Source organism: Mycoplasmopsis lipophila (assembly GCF_045276895.1).
In the GTDB taxonomy this organism is placed as follows: domain Bacteria; phylum Bacillota_I; class Bacilli_A; order Mycoplasmatales; family Metamycoplasmataceae; genus Mycoplasmopsis; species Mycoplasmopsis lipophila.
This window is the reverse complement of the sequence record NZ_CP174165.1, coordinates 689,158-705,932: the sequence shown is the minus strand read 5'-3', so window position 1 is coordinate 705,932 and position 16,775 is coordinate 689,158. Positions and strand designations below refer to the sequence as shown.

Here is a 16,775-nt window from a genome sequence, read left to right as displayed (position 1 = left end):
AAAAATATCCTAAAAAAGGGTGCAAAAATTGTCAATAGATAATAATTCTGAGAAATGGTTGTTACTAAACAACAATTTAATAAAAAAATTGGTGAATTTATTGAACCAAAGTTTACAATTAGATATATAAAAAATTCGGAATTAGTGGAATGCAAAGCACTTTGTGATTTAAGAAATTTAAAAGTTCCTAAACCACCCAAGAAGCCTGATATGACAGAAGGAAATTTAACTATTCAAAAATTAACTAACATTATAAGTAAAGTTTTTGATGAAAAAAATCAACCTATTCAAGATGAAATTTCTCTAATAAAACAAAAAAGGTTACTAGAGAAAATGTTATTCAAATTGTAGATGAAAAACTAAAACCAATTGTAGATAATATGGCAACAAAACAAGAATTTAATGAATTTAAAAATAAAATTGAAAAAGATATAAATATGCTTAAATCATTTCATACAAAAGAAATAAAAGAGTATATGAAAAATTAATTTATAAAAAAATATCCTAAAAATTGGGATATTTTTTTATATTAAATCAATTTATCAAATACAGCCATTACTAAATTTATATTTTTAGTTGCTTGTTCATATTCTTCATCATTTTTATAAGTTGCATTTTTGATTTTGTTTAAAATTTCCTTTTGGGCTGTAATTGTTGCTGTTTTTATGAGATTATCTTTAAATTTTTCTGTTAATTCATTAGCTTTTTCTTCAGCACTTTTAAGTGTTTTTTCATATTCTCTTTGCGCTTTTGATTTTAAACATGAAGCAGATACAAATAAAGGAGTAGATATAGTAACTAAACCTAAAGAGGTAAAAAATATTTTTTTATTTTTCATAAGTAATCCTTCTTAATTATATTAATATAAATATTTTAATCTTTTAAATTAAAAATGGAGATTATATAAAAATTATCATTTGTTTTGTAAGAAAAATTTCCACTAGTTAAAATCATTTTAAATGCTGGTTTTGGTCATCATTCATTATCTATTAAATTAGCCAATTTGTTTAGTTTTTCTTTTGTTTTTTTTATTATTTGCTCTGAACTTGATAATTTTATTTCTATTAATCCTCATTGTCCATCTTCTAAAACAATAATAGCATCACATTCTAATCCATTTTTATCTCTATATTTATAAATTTTTGCCCCAAAACTTTCAGCATATATTCTTAAATCTCTAATACATAAATTTTCAAATAATAAACCAAAAGTATTCATATCAAATTTTAATTTTGTGGGCAAAATATTTAAACTAACTGCTGCTAAAGATGGATCAATTAAATATCTTGTGTTGGAAGTTCTAATAACTGCTTTTGATCTTAATTTAGTATTTCAAGAAGTTAATTCTTCTATAACATATAAATCTTCTAAATATCTAATATACTTTGAAAAAGTATTTTTATTTATACCTCTATTTTTAATATCTTCTATTAACACATTATTAGAACATTCAGAACCAACATTTCTTGAATAAGATTTAAATATTAAATCCAATGTTAAAAAATCAATATTTTCATTAAGGTATTTTGCATCATTATGTATTAAACTTTCATAATAATCTTTTACATAATTAAGTTGTACATTTTGACTATTTCATTTTAATAATTGAGGTCATCCTCCTCTACATATTACAAATGACAAATCATCTAATGTTTTATTATTTTCAATTAAGTTGTTAATTTCAAAATTTGGATCAAATAAATTTAATAAAGAAATTTCTCCATTAGAATCACCAAATTCATATAAACTCATTGTTCTCATATTTATTGAATTTATTCTTCCAATTCCTGAATGAGCAATGCTATTTTTATCACTAGGAGTGCTTGAACCTGTTAAAAGAAACAATCCTTCTTTTTGTTTATTGTCTATTTGTGCTCTTAATGTGTCTCAAATATGTGGTATTATTTGTCATTCATCTATTAGCAAGGGATATTCTTTAACATTTATTAAAGTATTTGGATTTCTAAGAGATTGTTCAATATAAAAATTTCTTTTACTAGTATCATTTAAATCTAATATAGTTTTTGCAAATTTTTTAGCAGTTGTTGTTTTTCCACATGCTTTTGGTCCTTTTATTAAAAGCCCACCAGAATATTCAAATTTTGTTTTTATAGTTTTTTCTATTATTCGTTTATTATAAAAATTCATAAAATAATTATAACAAAATTAACCCATGTGGCGTGTTTTGATTAACCCATTTGGCGTGTTTTGATTAACCCATTTGGCGTGTTTTGATTAACCCATTTGGCGTGTTTTGATTAACCCATTTGGCTACATATTTATAACAAAATATCGAACTAAAAATCAACTTAAAAGTTAATTTTTTATATAAATATTTAGTAAAAATAGACTTTTTAACTTTTTATTTATATATAATTATTTTTATGAAAGAATTAGAAAAAATAACACCATTAGAGCAAGATTTTGCCAAATGATATACTGATGTAGTTAAACAAGGAAATTTAATTTCATATGGGCCTTTAAAAGGTACTTTGGTTTTTAAACCAAATTCTTATGGAATATGAGAATTAATACAAAAATATTTAAATGAAGCTTTTAAAGATAAAAATGTTCAAAATGTATATTTACCACTTTTTATACCAAAAAATTTATTAGCAAAAGAAAAAGAACATATAGCAGGGTTTAATCCAGAATTAGCCACTGTAACAAAAGTTGGGGATAAAAAATTATCAGAAGATGTTTATATTCGTCCTACTTCTGAAACTTTATTTGCTGAATTATTTAGAGAATCTATTACTTCTCATAAAGATTTACCTATTATTTATAATCAATGAGCAAATGTGGTTAGATGAGAAAAAACTACTAATCCTTTTTTAAGAAGTAGAGAATTTTTATGACAAGAAGGACATACATGTCATTCTAATGCTCTTGAGGCAAGAAGATTTGCTAGAGAAATGCTTTCATGCTATGAAAAATTTATTAAAAATTATTTAGCCATTCCTGTTATAGCAGGGAAGAAAACCCCACATGAAAAATTTGCTGGTGCTTGTTCTACATATACAATTGAAGCAATGATGAAAGATGGCAGAGCATTACAAGCTGCTACAAGTCATTATCTAGCTCAAAACTTTTCAAAACCTTATGAAATAGTTTTTAAGAATAAAAATAATGAAAATGAAAATGTTTATCAAACATCTTGAGGCGCTTCTACAAGACTTTTAGGAGCTATTATTATGACTCATGGAGACAATAGAGGTATTGTTATTCCTCCAAGAATTGCTCCTATTCAAGTCGATATATTAGAGTTATTTGCAAATAAAAGTGAAAAAGTTAAAAAATTTTCTAAAGAACTTAAAGATATATTAGGAAGAAAATGAAGAGTTAGATTAGATGATACTGACCATCAACCCGGTTTTAAAGCTTCTAATTCTGAAATACAAGGAGTTCCTATTAGAATAGAAGTAGGTCCTAGAGATTTGGAAAATAATAAAGTTTTAATAATAAGAAGAGATACTTTAGAAAAAGAATTAGTAGATCTTAAGGATGTTAAATCTTATGTAGGAACATTATTAACTAAAATTCATAATAATTTATATGAAAGCGCTAAGAAAAGATTAGAAGAAAAAACTGTTTATGTAGATAATTATGAAGAATTTAAAGAACAAATAGCAAAAAATAATTTTGTTATTGCCCCATTTTGTTGTTTAGATAATGCTGAAGTTGAAATTAAAGAAGAAACAGGAGCTTCTACTAGATGTATTCCTATGAAGTTTGATAAACCCTTGCGAAAAGGCAGATGTATTTTTTCTAAGTGTCATAAAGAAACTAATCGTTATGTTGTCTTTGCAAAATCATATTAATTAAAAATCCACTATTGAAAGTGGATTTTTTGTTTATCCTAACTTAATATAAGTTAAATTATTTTTTAAGATTGTAGAAAGATTTTTCACCTAAAAATTCTGATGTATTTCCTAATTCTTCTTCAATTACTAATAATCTATTATATTTAGCAATTCTATCGGTTCTTGACATTGAACCAGTTTTAATTTGTCCAGCATTTAAAGCCACAGCAACATCAGCTAAAGTAGTATCTTCTGTTTCACCCGAACGATGAGAAACAACACAAGCCATATTTGCTTTTTGTGCTAATTGCATTGTATCTAAGGTTTCTGTTAATGAACCAATTTGATTTAATTTAATTAAAATAGCATTAATAGCTTTTTCTTCAATAGCTTTAGCTAAAATTTTTGCATTTGTAACAGTTAAATCATCTCCAACTACTTGTAATTTGTGTCCATATTTAGAAACCATTTCTTTAAAACCTTCTCAATCAGTTTCAGCATGTCCATCTTCAATAGAAATAATTGGATATTTATCAATTAATTTTCCATAATATTCAGTCATTTCTTTTGAAGTATATTCAAATTTAATATCAGTTAAACCTTCAAAACCAGGACGTTTTTCTTCAATAGCTTTTTTCAATTTTTTGAAAGTATAAAGTTTAGTTTTTTCATCATAGAATTCACTTGAGGCAGCATCCATTGCTATAGCAACAGCATTTTTACCAGAAGTAGAAGGTGTATAACCAGCAGTTTTAATTGCTTCAACTAAGAAATCTAAAACTTCTTCATGACTTTTTAAATTAGGAGCAAATCCACCTTCATCACCAACTTGAGTCCCATGACCAGCTTTTTTTAATAAAGCAGCTAAATTATGAAAAACTTTGTTAGCCATTTGTAATGCTTCTTTTAAAGTTTTAGCACCAACAGGCATAATCATAAATTCTTGGAAATCTACGGTATTAGAAGCATGAGCTCCACCATTCATAACATTTAACATTGGAACTGGTAAGGTGTGAGCATTGATTCCGCCAATGTATTTATATAAAGGAATTTCTAATTCATTAGCTGCAGCAATAGCAGTTGCTAATGAAACACCTAAGATAGCATTTGCACCAAATTTTTCTTTATTTGGTGTTCCATCTAAAGCAATCATTTTTAAATCAATTGCTCTTTGGTCAGTAACTTCATAACCTAATAAAGCAGGTGCTATTTCTTTGTTAACGTGATCAACAGCAGACATTACACCTTTGCCACCAAATCAATTTTTTTCGTATTTTGTTCCTTTATCTCTTAATTCTAATGCTTCTTTAGAACCTGTAGAAGCACCAGAAGGAACGTTAGCAACACCTTTTGCTCCATATTCTGTGTGAACTTCAACTTGAACAGTTGGATTTCCACGAGAATCTAAAATTTCTCTTGCATAAATTTTAGTAATTGCAGACATATTTCTCCTTAATCAAAATAATTACATAAATATTTTTTTATTATAGCATAATGAAAATTATCTAATACAGTGATAAAGATAAGCATTTTTCTTATATGTAATCGTTACCATTTTACAAGTTTGATATATATTATTTTTTAATATATATCTATATATAATTAATTAAATATTTATTATGTTTGTTATGGAGATTGTTATGAAAAATAAAAAAATTAAATTACTTTTACCTACTTTTGCTTTTGCTATTTCTCCAATTTTAATAAGCGCTTCTTGTGTTAAAAAACCAGCAGAAAATTTTGAAAAATTAACTAGAAAAATAGATGAAGCAAAACATATTCTTAATTCTATTCCTGCAGAAGAAAAATATTTTGAAAATAAAGGTAAGTTATTATTAGCTATTAAAAAAAGTGAAAAACTAGCTAAAAAAGCCAAAATTTATAACATTTCTAGTGTCGAACAACAACAGCTTGATGAACTTATAAATGAATTAAATAAATATTCTGGTAAATTAATTTCTGCATTAATTGAAAATAATTTATGAAAAAAAGAATATGAAAATGATTGAGAAGAATTAGAGTTAAAAACTAATTTATTAAAAATTTTGGGACTTAGATATTCAAAAGTTAATTCTAAATATGCAATTATAGGTAGACTTTATGAAAATTTTTTAAATAATGGTGGAAGAGATATTTTAAAATACACAGAAAATATTCAAAACAAATCAGATTTTAAAAATACTAAAAAACATTTACAAACAATTAATGAAATATATTATGTTCTTAATTCATATAAATTAAAAATTGAAGAAAAGACTTATGTTAGTTTTTCAAATAGTAAAAAAGCAGCTATTGAATTTAGTAAAGTTTATAATGAATTTCAAAATTTATTTAAATATATAGAAAACAATAATGAATATTTAGATCAATATGTTTACTTTAAAAAATATTTAACTTCTGAAAAGAAAGGGTTTTTACAAAAAATTATTTCTAATTATGCTAATTATGATGTTGCCGTTATTGAAAAGGAATTTAATGAAATTTCTAGATTATTAAATGTTTTTAAATTCATTAGAGAAACAAAAAACGGAATAAATTTTGCTAAAAATTTAATTTTAAAAACTGCCAATGAAAAAATATTAAATGATGTTTTAACAAAATATCAAATTAATTTTGAAGAAGTTGGTGTAAAAAAAGAAATATACAATGAAATTTCTCATATAAAAGAAATAATAAATAAAAGGGTTAATGAAGCTAATACCATTTCTCAGTTAGCAAAAATTAAATTTGAAATTGAAGTTGATGAAAATTCTCCTATTAATATAAATAAATTTATTCAAAAAATTGTTCAAGTTCAACTAAAAACTCAATATATTCTTAAAGATGCTGAATTTAAAAAAGAAATTATTAAAAAGTCAAAAGAAAAGATTTTATCTATTTTGAATTATTTAATGTCAAATATTGATTTACAACCAAAAGAAAAAACGGAAGCTAATATTAAATTAATAAATGATTTAATTTCACACTATAAAATTGAATTAAATAAACTTTTTGTTTTAACTGATGAAGATAAAACAAAATTAACTGATGAATTAAAAAACAATATAAATAACATAGATCATTCAGATGTTTTATTATTTGGAATTAATGGTTATACTCAGACACAAAATGATATTTTTATAAATAATTTTATTTTTAAATTACATACAGTTAGTGATGCTATATTAAAAGATATTCAAAAATTAAAAAATTATTTCTTGTTAATAAATCAAAAAAATAAGCAATTATCTTCACTAATTAATAATCTTGACAGAACAAGAATCGATTATTCTATTTATGAAGGTATAGAAAATTGAAATAAAAAAATAGTTTCAAATGCAAAAGAAATGCATTTAAAATGACAAAATGATTTAAAAACAATGGTAACAAAATATCATTATGATACAGAAACAAATAAAACTATAAATGATGAATTTTTTGGAATTTTGCTAGAAGTAAATGAAAAAATTAATGAATTAGAAAAATATTTATCATTTTTTAAAAACAAAAATTTTATTAAGAATGTTCAAAATAAATTTAATCAAGCAAAAGAAATTTTAGAAGATAAAAAATATGTATTTGAAAAAGCTGATAAAGCGACATTTAATAACATACAAAATCTTTATGATGAATATTTTAAAAATAAAATAACAGTAAATGTTGATAAGACATTTGAGAGAATAGAGAAATTGGAAAAATTAATAAATAAAATGACACAAAGTTATTTAGATGAACTTACTAAACCTTTAAATAAAGAAATTATTAAGATTGAAGATATTAACTTTGAAATACCAAAATTTTTAATGCCATTTTTAAATACATTTGTTGAAAAATTTATGCTTAATAAAGAATTAAATAATAGTTTTAATTCAAATAAAAACAGATTAGTTTCTAATGTTTTTTTATTTGAAAGAATTTTTGAAAAAAATACCAATGGTAATTATGAAATTAAAAAAACTTTTTTAGAATCATTTAATAAATCTGTTTATGATGAAATGGTTAAACAACAAACATTAAAAAACAAAACATTTGAAAAAATAACCAAAATTGTTGGTTTAATCAATTTTGCTAATAGTGAATTACCTGAAAATTTAACTAATAAAACAAATAATTTATATTATTCTGGTTTACTACTTAAAAACACTTTGGAAAATATTTATAAATCATATTTTAATGAAGAAAAAGACAATAATGATTTAGAAAAAAAGGGTTTGTTTCAACTAATGAATGATGAGTTTTATGTTAGAAAAACACTTTTTGAATCTATTTTAAATAAAGAAAAAAACAGTATTTTAAAAGTTAATGAAGAAATTGCTTTAGAGATACAAAAAATGTTAGATTCTCAAAATCCAATTGATAAATCTAAATTTGATTTAATTATTCAAAAAATAAATGAAATTAAAAATCTTGATGTAAATTATCAAGAACCTAAAAATAAATGAGTTATTGATAAAATGAATGATTGAATAAAGATTTTTAATGATTTTAAAACAATAAATGATAATGATGAATTAAAGAAGCAATTAAGTAATTTTAAAGTTGGAAATATAGATTTTTTTGCAAATGAAATTAAAAATACTTTTATTTCATATATTTATAATGGGAATATATTAAAAGAAAGTTTTGCTAAATTAGAAGCAATAAGAAATGAAATTGATAGTTTTGCTTCTACAACACATGAAATAACAGATCCACACAATCCTACACAAAAAACATTTTTAGTAGATTTAGATTTACTAAAAATAAATAATTTTAAATGACAATTGTTAACTTATATGTTAAATTTTGAATATTTACTTAAAAATATTTCTAATATACATAAAATATAATTACTATATTTATTTACTAATATTTGTTAAAATATAAGCATTATTTTTTAATTATTGAAATTAAAAAGAAAATTATGGATAGGATGTAGTTGAAAGGCTACACTTTGGTTGGTTTTAGCGCTAAAACAAATTAAATGAAAGGATTTTTTATATGGCAAAATTAGATTTTGATCGTAGTAAAGAACATATAAACGTTGGTACCATTGGTCACGTTGACCATGGTAAAACTACTTTAACTGCTGCTATTGCTACAGTTTTATCAAAAAAAGGTTTATCAGAAGCCAAAGATTATGCTGCTATTGATAATGCACCAGAAGAAAAAGCTCGTGGTATAACCATTAACACTTCACATATTGAATATCAAACAGAAAAACGTCACTATGCACACGTTGATTGTCCTGGTCACGCCGATTATGTTAAAAATATGATTACTGGTGCCGCTCAAATGGATGGTGCTATCTTAGTTGTTGCTGCAACTGATGGTCCTATGCCTCAAACTCGTGAACATATCTTACTTTCAAAACAAGTTGGTGTTCCTCGTATCGTTGTTTTCTTAAATAAATGTGATATGGTTAATGACCCTGAAATGTTAGACTTAGTTGAAATGGAAGTACGTGGATTATTAAGCCAATATGGTTTTGATGGTGATAACTCTCCTGTTATCCGTGGTTCTGCTTTACAAGCGTTACAAGGAAAACCAGAATATGAAGAAAAAGTGTTGGAATTAATGAAAGCAGTTGATGAATGAATTTTAGCTCCTACACATGAATTAGATAAACCATTCTTAATGGCTGTTGAAGACGTATTTACCATTACAGGTCGTGGTACTGTTGCTACAGGTCGTGTTGAACGTGGTAAATTAAACCTTAATGAAGAAGTTGAAATTGTTGGTTTAAAACCTACAAAGAAAACTACAGTTACTGGTATGGAAATGTTCAGAAAGAACTTAAAAGAAGTTATGGCTGGTGATAATGCTGGTTTATTACTTCGTGGTATTGACCGTGAAGGTGTAGAACGTGGACAAGTTCTTGCTAAACCAGGTTCTATCGTTCCTCATACAGAATTCCAAGCACAAGTTTATGTTCTTAAAAAAGAAGAAGGTGGACGTCATACTCCTTTCTTCAAAAACTATAAACCTCAATTCTACTTCCGTACAACTGATGTTACCGGTGGTATTGAATTCCTTGACAAAAGAGAAATGGTTACTCCAGGTGAAAACGTTGAATTAACTGTTAAGTTAATTGCTCCTATCGCTGTTGAAGAAGGAACCAAATTCTCAATTCGTGAAGGTGGTAGAACTGTTGGTGCTGGTTCAGTTACCAAAATTATTAAATAGTTTTATACTATTGGAAGTTGCTTTTAATAAGCAACTTTTTTATTTTTTTATCTTTTTTTATGTTAGTTATGGAAAAACTAAGTAAAAGTTATAATAGTCAACTTAAAGTTATACAATGAAAATAAGAATTATTAATTCTTAATATAAACTAAAAGGAAATTTATTTTATTATGAAGAAAAAATTTTTACTTACACTTGGAGTTTTAACCACTGCAGTTTTAATTGCTCCTGCTTTTATTTCATCTAAATGTTCAGATGATAAAAACAAACCAAATATTCCTACTCCAACTCCTACCCCAAACCCTGAAAAACCCAATTTAACTGATGAACAAAAAGAAACCATTTTTAAAGCAATGGCTTCTGAAATTTTCAAAGTTAAAGCAGATGTTGAAAATAAAGCTAATGTTACTGCTGATTCTATTAAAACCAAAGATTTAAAATTTTCTGGTTATGATGCTAACACATATGAAATTATTGTTAAAGATATATCAGTAGATAAAATTGATTCTACAAAATTAAAAACTGTTATTAATATCAAACATAAAACATCAGGTTTATTCTCTAAAAAGGAAAGAACGATAACTATTTCTGATTTTAAGAAAAAAGAAGTAACCAATCCAGAAGAAAAAGCTTTTAATGAATTTGTGGAAAATATTAAAGGAAAATATGAGGGGGGGGACTTAACCAAATTAGATGTTAATGAATTAGATATTTCTAAAGTTAAATTAACAGATAAAGAAGATAAAACCATATCTTCTGAATATCAAATTAGTGATCTTAAATTTGAAAATGAAACTCCTAAAGAAGAAGAATATAACTCTGGAAAACGTAAAGTAACTTTCACAATTAAAAAAGGAACTTTTACAAAAGTTTGAAGAATTGAATTGCAATGTCATCAAACTAGTTACACTGCTATTATTCAACAAAGAGAAAAAATTGTTAAAAATTGAAAATTTGCTAACACTTCAAAAGCAGAAGAAGTTTTAAAAACATTATCTGATGAACAAACATTATTTTATGATTTTAAAACTAAAGCCATTTATGATAAAAAATATAATGATGCTTCAAGAACTCAATTATTTAAATATGAAGGTGGTGATTTAGCTTATGGAACAAGTTTATATGATGTTAAATTTGTTAAAAAAGCTGATGGAAAATATGCTTTCAAATTTATTTTAGGTTTTTATAACAAAGATAAAACCGGTAAAATCACTGAAAAGAAAGATTTAAAAGAATTAACTACAGAAGATATTATTGCCAATGAAGTAGTAACACAAGAAAAATTAGATGCTTATGCAGATACTATTAAATCACAAATAAGTTATAAAGATGCTTCTAATGTTGAATTATCAAAAGTAAAACAAGAAGATGTTAAATTACCAAATAATCCAATTTATTCTATTACTATCACTAAATTTGTAAAAGATTTACCTAATAAAAAATTATTAGTATCTTATGTTGTTAAATCAGGTTCTTTAACTTCTAAAGAAGTTACTACAGAAATTACCGGATTTAAATAAAATGATTTATCTTCAATTTTTGGAAAATTAAAAATTGATTATGAAAATAAAAATAATGTATTACCTTCACAAGCTGAAGAAAGTAAATTTAAATTATTCGATAAGGATAATAATAGTGAATACACTTTTAATGGAATAGCAGTAAATAAAACCATTACAGAAAAAAATGATTTGACTGGTGTTTTAAAATTAAAAGTAACCTTAACTAAAGGTTCTGAATCAGAAGAATATGAATATACAGTTGATGGATTTAAGAAAAATGAAGTTACATTAGATTTATTAAAATCTAAGGTTAAAACAACATTAGATAAAGAAACCACATTAAAACAAGATTTAGCATCTAATGTTAAAAATGAAAATATAAAATGAAATGGTTTGACTGATCAAGAAAAAGAATTAGTAGAATTAAAAGTTTTTAAATTAGAAGCTGATGATAAAAATGGTAAATTAACTGTTACTACAGAAATTACTTTAAAATCAACAAATGAAAAAGCAACTATCACCGCAACTTTTGAAGGCTTTAAAAAACAAACAGCTCAAGATGAAACACCTACTGATATAAAATCTCCTGAAATTTGAAAAGCTTCAGTAGAAGGAAAATTATTAAAAATAACTGAAACTGATAAGAGCAAATTAAAAGAAGCTATTAAGAAATTTTTATCAGGAAGCGATAAAAATAAAATTTTAGCAGTAGTTGACGGTTCTTTAAAAATGGGTAAAAAATCAGGAAACAATTTTCCTGGTGTGGAAATAGCCGATGAATATAAATCTATTGCTAATACTCATGGAAAGCAAGCGAATATAGCCAATGGTTCAGGCACTTATAATAACAATACTAAAGGTTTAACTATAGTTGAAAAGAATGGTAAATATTACTTTGCTTGAAGATGTTTAAAAAAAGATGGTAAACACCCTTATGATAGAACCTTTGAACAAGAAATTTGTGAATCTAACTAATAATTAAAATCGGTTATATTACCGATTTTTTAATAAAAAATGTTGCCTTGGTTTTAACAAGCAACATTTTTAGGATTATTTTTTGGTTTGTGTTTTTTTAGTGGCGGTTTTCTTTTCTTTAGTTTCTTTTTTAGATTCTTCTGTTGTTTTTTCTTCTTTAGCTTTTTTTTCTAATTTTTCTTGGAATTTAACTCTATCTTCTTTAATTTTAGTTAAATCTTTTTCTATTTTTTCATATCCTTCTTTATCTAAAGATTTTACTATTTCAGTAGTAAATTGTTCATTAAAAATAGCATCTTTAATGTTATCTTCTTTTACATATTGTTTAATTTGTTCAAGTGGAATTTTGTATATTTTTGAAAGTTCTTCATATTGAGCATCAATTTTTTCTTGTGTAACTTCAACCTTATATTTATCTTTTAAGGTTTCCATTATTAATTCCATAATAAATGTATTAAAAGAATCTTGTCAAAGTTCATCTTCTAATTCTTTTTCAGATTTTTTGAGAAGCTCTAAATATTCAGATTTTTTAATTTGTTGATTTTTTAATGATTTTTCAAATTCTTTATTTTTGAATTCATAAATATTTTTTACTTGTTCTTTATGAACTACTATTTTATTTTTTTCTTTAACTTCTTCTATATATTTATCAATAAAAGCATTTTGAGCATCAAAAATATGTATTTCTTTTTCTCTCAATTTGTAATATTCTTTTAAATCATCAAGAGATTTAGCATTAGGTAAAACAGATTCAATAATTTCTGGAGTAATGTCTAGTTCTTGTTTTTTAGCAGAGTTAATAGTTACTTCAAAAACAGCATCTTTTCCTTTTAATAAATTAGAAGCATATTGTTGTGGAAAAGTAACATTAATTTTTCCTTTTCATCCAACCTTTCTATTTTGTAATTGTTCTTCAAAGCCAGGAATAAAAGTTTTAGAACCTAATTTTAATTCATAGTTTTTAGCTTCTCCACCTTCAAAAGATTCACCATTTACAAAACCTTCAAAGTCAATATTAACTGTATCACCTTCTTTAGTAGTTTCTTTATCTGTTAAAGGAACCAATAAAGCAAATTTTTCTAATTCTTCATTTGTAATTTTATCTACATCTTTTTGAGATACAGGTTCTACTTTAATTTTTAATTCAGTTTTTGGTAATTTAATATTTTCAATGTAGGTAAAGATTGGAAAAGTTAATTTTAATTCAAAATTAGAATTTTCATCTTCCTTATTGATAGGTAAAAAAGAAAAACCAACAAGTGTAGGATAAATATATTTATTTTTTTCTCTACCAGCATTAAACATTTCTTGTGAATGCTTATTTACAAAATAATTATCAGTATCTAAAGCAATTTTTTCAAAATTTACATGTGATAATAATTTTTCTTTTGGAGCTTTGCCGGGTCTATATCCAGGAACAATGATTTTAGAAGAAGCTTCTTCAGTTTTTTCATTTAATTTTTTTTTATATTGTTTAGATTCAATTTCTAAGGTAACAGTTAATTCTGAGGTTTTTTTATCTTCAGTAATATTCATTTTTTCTCCTTGTTATTAGTTCTTATAAATACAATTATTCTCATATTTATATTTTAATAATTATTATATATGTAAAAATAAATAAATAAATATAATTAAATTATGGAAAATAAAAAAATCATAAATAAACCAAAAATTGTTTTTATCGATTTAGATGGAACGGCCTTAGATATTAAATTAAAAAATCATAAATCATGAATAAGTCAAGAAAATATTGATGCTATTAAAAAGTTGCAGAAAAACAACATTAATGTTGTTGTTTCATCGGGACGTGGAGCTTATTCAAATACTTGAAAATTAATGAAAGATATGAATATTACTGATGGTATTTTATGAAATGGAACCAAAATTGTTCATAATGGAAAAGAAATTTTTTCTCAAGCTATTGATAGTTCTATAACCCAAGAACTTTTCGATGATATGTCTAAATTGAAATTAAATCTTTTATATAACTCAAATGTAAATGGAGATGCATATTCAGACAATTTTTTATTTAGATGAGTTGTTAAAGCGGCGCGTAAAAAATGTCAGAAATATAGAGATTATAAAAATGATTTTGATCAATTTAAGATCATTTTATGGCATCCATTTAAAAGACATTTATACAAAGCAATGAATATTTTGCAAGAAAAGTATAAAGACAAAATATTAATTACTATTTCAGGTGAAAAAGATGAATTATTAGAAGTAACTGCTGCTAATTGTTCAAAAGGTGATGCTGATTTATTTTATGCTAACTATATGCAAATTGATCCTAAAGAATGTGTTCATATAGGTGATGGTTTAAATGATGCCTGAGCTTCTAATAAAGTTGGTTATTTAGTTGCTATGGGAAATTCATCTATGGAACTAAAAAAAGCGGCAGATATTGTTAGCCCTTTTGGACATAAAAAAGCGGGTTTAGCAAAAACTTTTGTTTTTTTATTTAAAGAATTTTTAGTAAATGAATAAAAATCAAGAAGGGAGTGATAAATGCTTTCTTATTTTCATATGCAATTAAGAATACATTTTAGACAATTATCTTCTTATATATTCCCTCTAATTATGGGGGTATTTTATATTATTATTGTAATTACAACCAAAATGACTGTTAAAGATGAAGATAATGTCATTGGAATTTTAACTTCAACAGTATTTCATACTGGAATGATAAATTTATCTATATTTATTTCATTTATGATATCTACATTTGTTGCTCAAACAATTTATTATAAATATAGAGTTGAAGGGGTTGAACCACTTTTATATTCAAAACCTTTATCAAGAACAAATGTTTATATAGCAAATATATTAGCAGCAATTATTTGTATTTTATTTTCAATTTTAATTATTACCGCTGGTTTCTTTTTTTCTTTATTGTTTTATCCTAAAGCTGCTATTAATTTTGAATTAATAGCAAAAAGAACAGGTTCATTTTTATTAGCAATGTTTTTTTCAACTATTTTGATTTTAGCAATCGGTTCAGTAATTCAATCATTTGTAGAAATGAAAGTTTATTTAGTAATTGCTGGGGTTATTCCTTTTATTATCGTTTTAGTTTTAAGTTTTATAAAATCTCCTGGGCAAGTAGACAATGTAAGCACAATAAATTCAGCTTATAAAAAAATGTCATTATTAATATCTTCTAAGGAAGATCCTACTAATAAAGAAATTAATCGAATTAAAAAGACTGTTGAAGAAGGAAATGATTTAGTCGTATACAATAAAAATGACAAAGAAGTTTTTAATTTTCTTGAACCTAATGTTGACGATAAACAAAGAAAAAAAAGATTAGATTTTATCCAAACTGCTGAAAAAGCAGAAGGCAGTTTATACAAGAAAATCTTTTGAATGAACATTGAAGAATACTTTTTACCTCTTTTTTCTTCATATAATTTGAATCTTATTAAAAGTTCAAACTTTGTAAAGCACACAAGAATTAATATTATCGAAAGACCAAAAGGTATTGAAAATCCTAATTATGATTACAAATTATCTTTACCTGGGAAGGATAAAAGTCAAGATATTAATAATTTAGGTTTAGATTCAAAATTCTTATTCAAAATAGAAGAAGAAGTAGATGGACAAAAAATTTTAAATTATTATGCATTAAGTTATGATCAAAATACCATTAATGAATATTTTAGAAGTAAAAAAGGAATAGATATTGAAGAAATTCAAAGTTTAGTTTTAAGTGGTGCTTCATCTTTAAACATTAGTAAATTGTTTTCTTCTTTTAAAATTTTTAATAATTTATATATTGATGAATTAATTAAATACCGTAATTCAGATGAATATGTTTTAAAAGAATATTTTAAAGATCCAAAAAATAAATTTAAAAATTATGAATTTAATTTTCAAAAATTACAAGAAATTGCTTTAGCTTTATCAAATGATAAAAAAATAGCGGAAATTACACAAAATGTTATTGATGCAATTTTACCTCCCTTAAGTGCTAATGCTTCTAATTATGAAAGAATAACTTACAATACTAAAAAAGAAGAAATTAAACAAGGTTTAATTAAAGCATCTATGTTTATGCTTATAGCAAAAGAAATTAGTGATCAAGGTGTAATTTATAAAAGAAGTCAAATTGAAAACTTTTTAAAGCAAGACAATAACTTTGATTTAATTAAAAAATATAATATGAGTTTTCTAAAACTAACTCCTATAACTTATTACAATAAAAAAACTAAACAAGTTGAATCTAATTTTGTTAAATTCAATAGATATACTCCTATTACTCCTTTATTCTCAGTTATTTTTCATACAGTTATTTCCTTAACTCTTTTTGCTATAGGATTAGAAATTGTAAAAAGAAAGAACTATAAATAAT

At 24.3% G+C, this 16,775-nt stretch carries 12 protein-coding genes; 8 read left to right on the top strand and 4 right to left on the bottom strand.

Annotated features, from left to right (window positions below; translation table 4 throughout):
- The first annotated feature begins 54 nt into the window (after positions 1–54).
- Positions 55–351, top strand: a complete 297-nt coding sequence (locus ACJA27_RS03180) for a hypothetical protein (protein ID WP_406617852.1) — start codon at positions 55–57, stop codon at positions 349–351.
- 178 nt (positions 352–529) lie between these two features.
- Here ACJA27_RS03180 and ACJA27_RS03175 read toward each other — a convergent pair whose 3' ends face one another.
- Positions 530–838 carry a hypothetical protein gene (locus tag ACJA27_RS03175; protein WP_406617851.1) on the bottom strand — a complete coding sequence of 103 codons (309 nt, stop codon included), beginning with the start codon at positions 836–838 and terminating at the stop codon, positions 530–532.
- A gap of 35 nt (positions 839–873) precedes the next feature.
- A complete protein-coding gene (locus ACJA27_RS03170; protein WP_406617850.1) occupies positions 874–2,148 on the bottom strand; it encodes an ATP-binding protein in 1,275 nt (424 codons plus the stop codon).
- 236 nt (positions 2,149–2,384) lie between these two features.
- Here ACJA27_RS03170 and proS point away from each other — a divergent pair, with 236 nt between their 5' ends.
- Entirely contained in the window at positions 2,385–3,821 is a 1,437-nt protein-coding gene (gene proS / locus ACJA27_RS03165; RefSeq protein ID WP_406617849.1) for a proline--tRNA ligase, read from the top strand.
- Positions 3,822–3,879: 58 nt separating this feature from the next.
- Here the strand turns inward: proS and eno are convergent, their stop codons facing one another.
- Positions 3,880–5,247, bottom strand: coding sequence for a phosphopyruvate hydratase (eno, locus tag ACJA27_RS03160; protein ID WP_406617848.1), 1,368 nt, complete (start codon positions 5,245–5,247; stop codon positions 3,880–3,882).
- A gap of 196 nt (positions 5,248–5,443) precedes the next feature.
- Here eno and ACJA27_RS03155 point away from each other — a divergent pair, with 196 nt between their 5' ends.
- From ACJA27_RS03155 to ACJA27_RS03140, 4 genes are all read left to right on the top strand, one after another.
- Positions 5,444–8,611 carry a hypothetical protein gene (locus ACJA27_RS03155; RefSeq protein WP_406617847.1) on the top strand — a complete coding sequence of 1,056 codons (3,168 nt, stop codon included), beginning with the start codon at positions 5,444–5,446 and terminating at the stop codon, positions 8,609–8,611.
- Positions 8,612–8,762: 151 nt separating this feature from the next.
- Entirely contained in the window at positions 8,763–9,947 is a 1,185-nt protein-coding gene (gene tuf / locus ACJA27_RS03150) for an elongation factor Tu (protein WP_406617845.1), read from the top strand.
- Positions 9,948–10,117: 170 nt separating this feature from the next.
- Positions 10,118–11,467: a hypothetical protein gene (locus tag ACJA27_RS03145; RefSeq protein WP_406617844.1), complete on the top strand. Its 1,350-nt coding sequence runs from the start codon at positions 10,118–10,120 to the stop codon at positions 11,465–11,467.
- A 6-nt stretch (positions 11,468–11,473) separates the two neighbouring features.
- Positions 11,474–12,424 (top strand): lipoprotein 17-related variable surface protein, encoded by a 951-nt coding sequence (locus ACJA27_RS03140; RefSeq protein ID WP_406618310.1) that lies wholly within the window; start codon positions 11,474–11,476, stop codon positions 12,422–12,424.
- A 75-nt stretch (positions 12,425–12,499) separates the two neighbouring features.
- On the opposite strand, the gene tig is transcribed toward ACJA27_RS03140, so the two are convergent.
- Positions 12,500–13,960 (bottom strand): trigger factor, encoded by a 1,461-nt coding sequence (gene tig, locus ACJA27_RS03135; RefSeq protein WP_406617843.1) that lies wholly within the window; start codon positions 13,958–13,960, stop codon positions 12,500–12,502.
- A gap of 102 nt (positions 13,961–14,062) precedes the next feature.
- On the opposite strand from tig, the gene ACJA27_RS03130 reads away from it, so the two are divergent.
- The gene (locus ACJA27_RS03130) at positions 14,063–14,911 is read left to right on the top strand and encodes a Cof-type HAD-IIB family hydrolase (protein WP_406617842.1); all 849 of its coding nucleotides are present in this window, start codon (positions 14,063–14,065) and stop codon (positions 14,909–14,911) included.
- 21 nt (positions 14,912–14,932) lie between these two features.
- Complete coding sequence (locus tag ACJA27_RS03125; protein ID WP_406617841.1) at positions 14,933–16,774, top strand: ABC transporter permease; 1,842 nt, start codon at positions 14,933–14,935, stop codon at positions 16,772–16,774.
- Position 16,775: the final 1 nt, after the last annotated feature.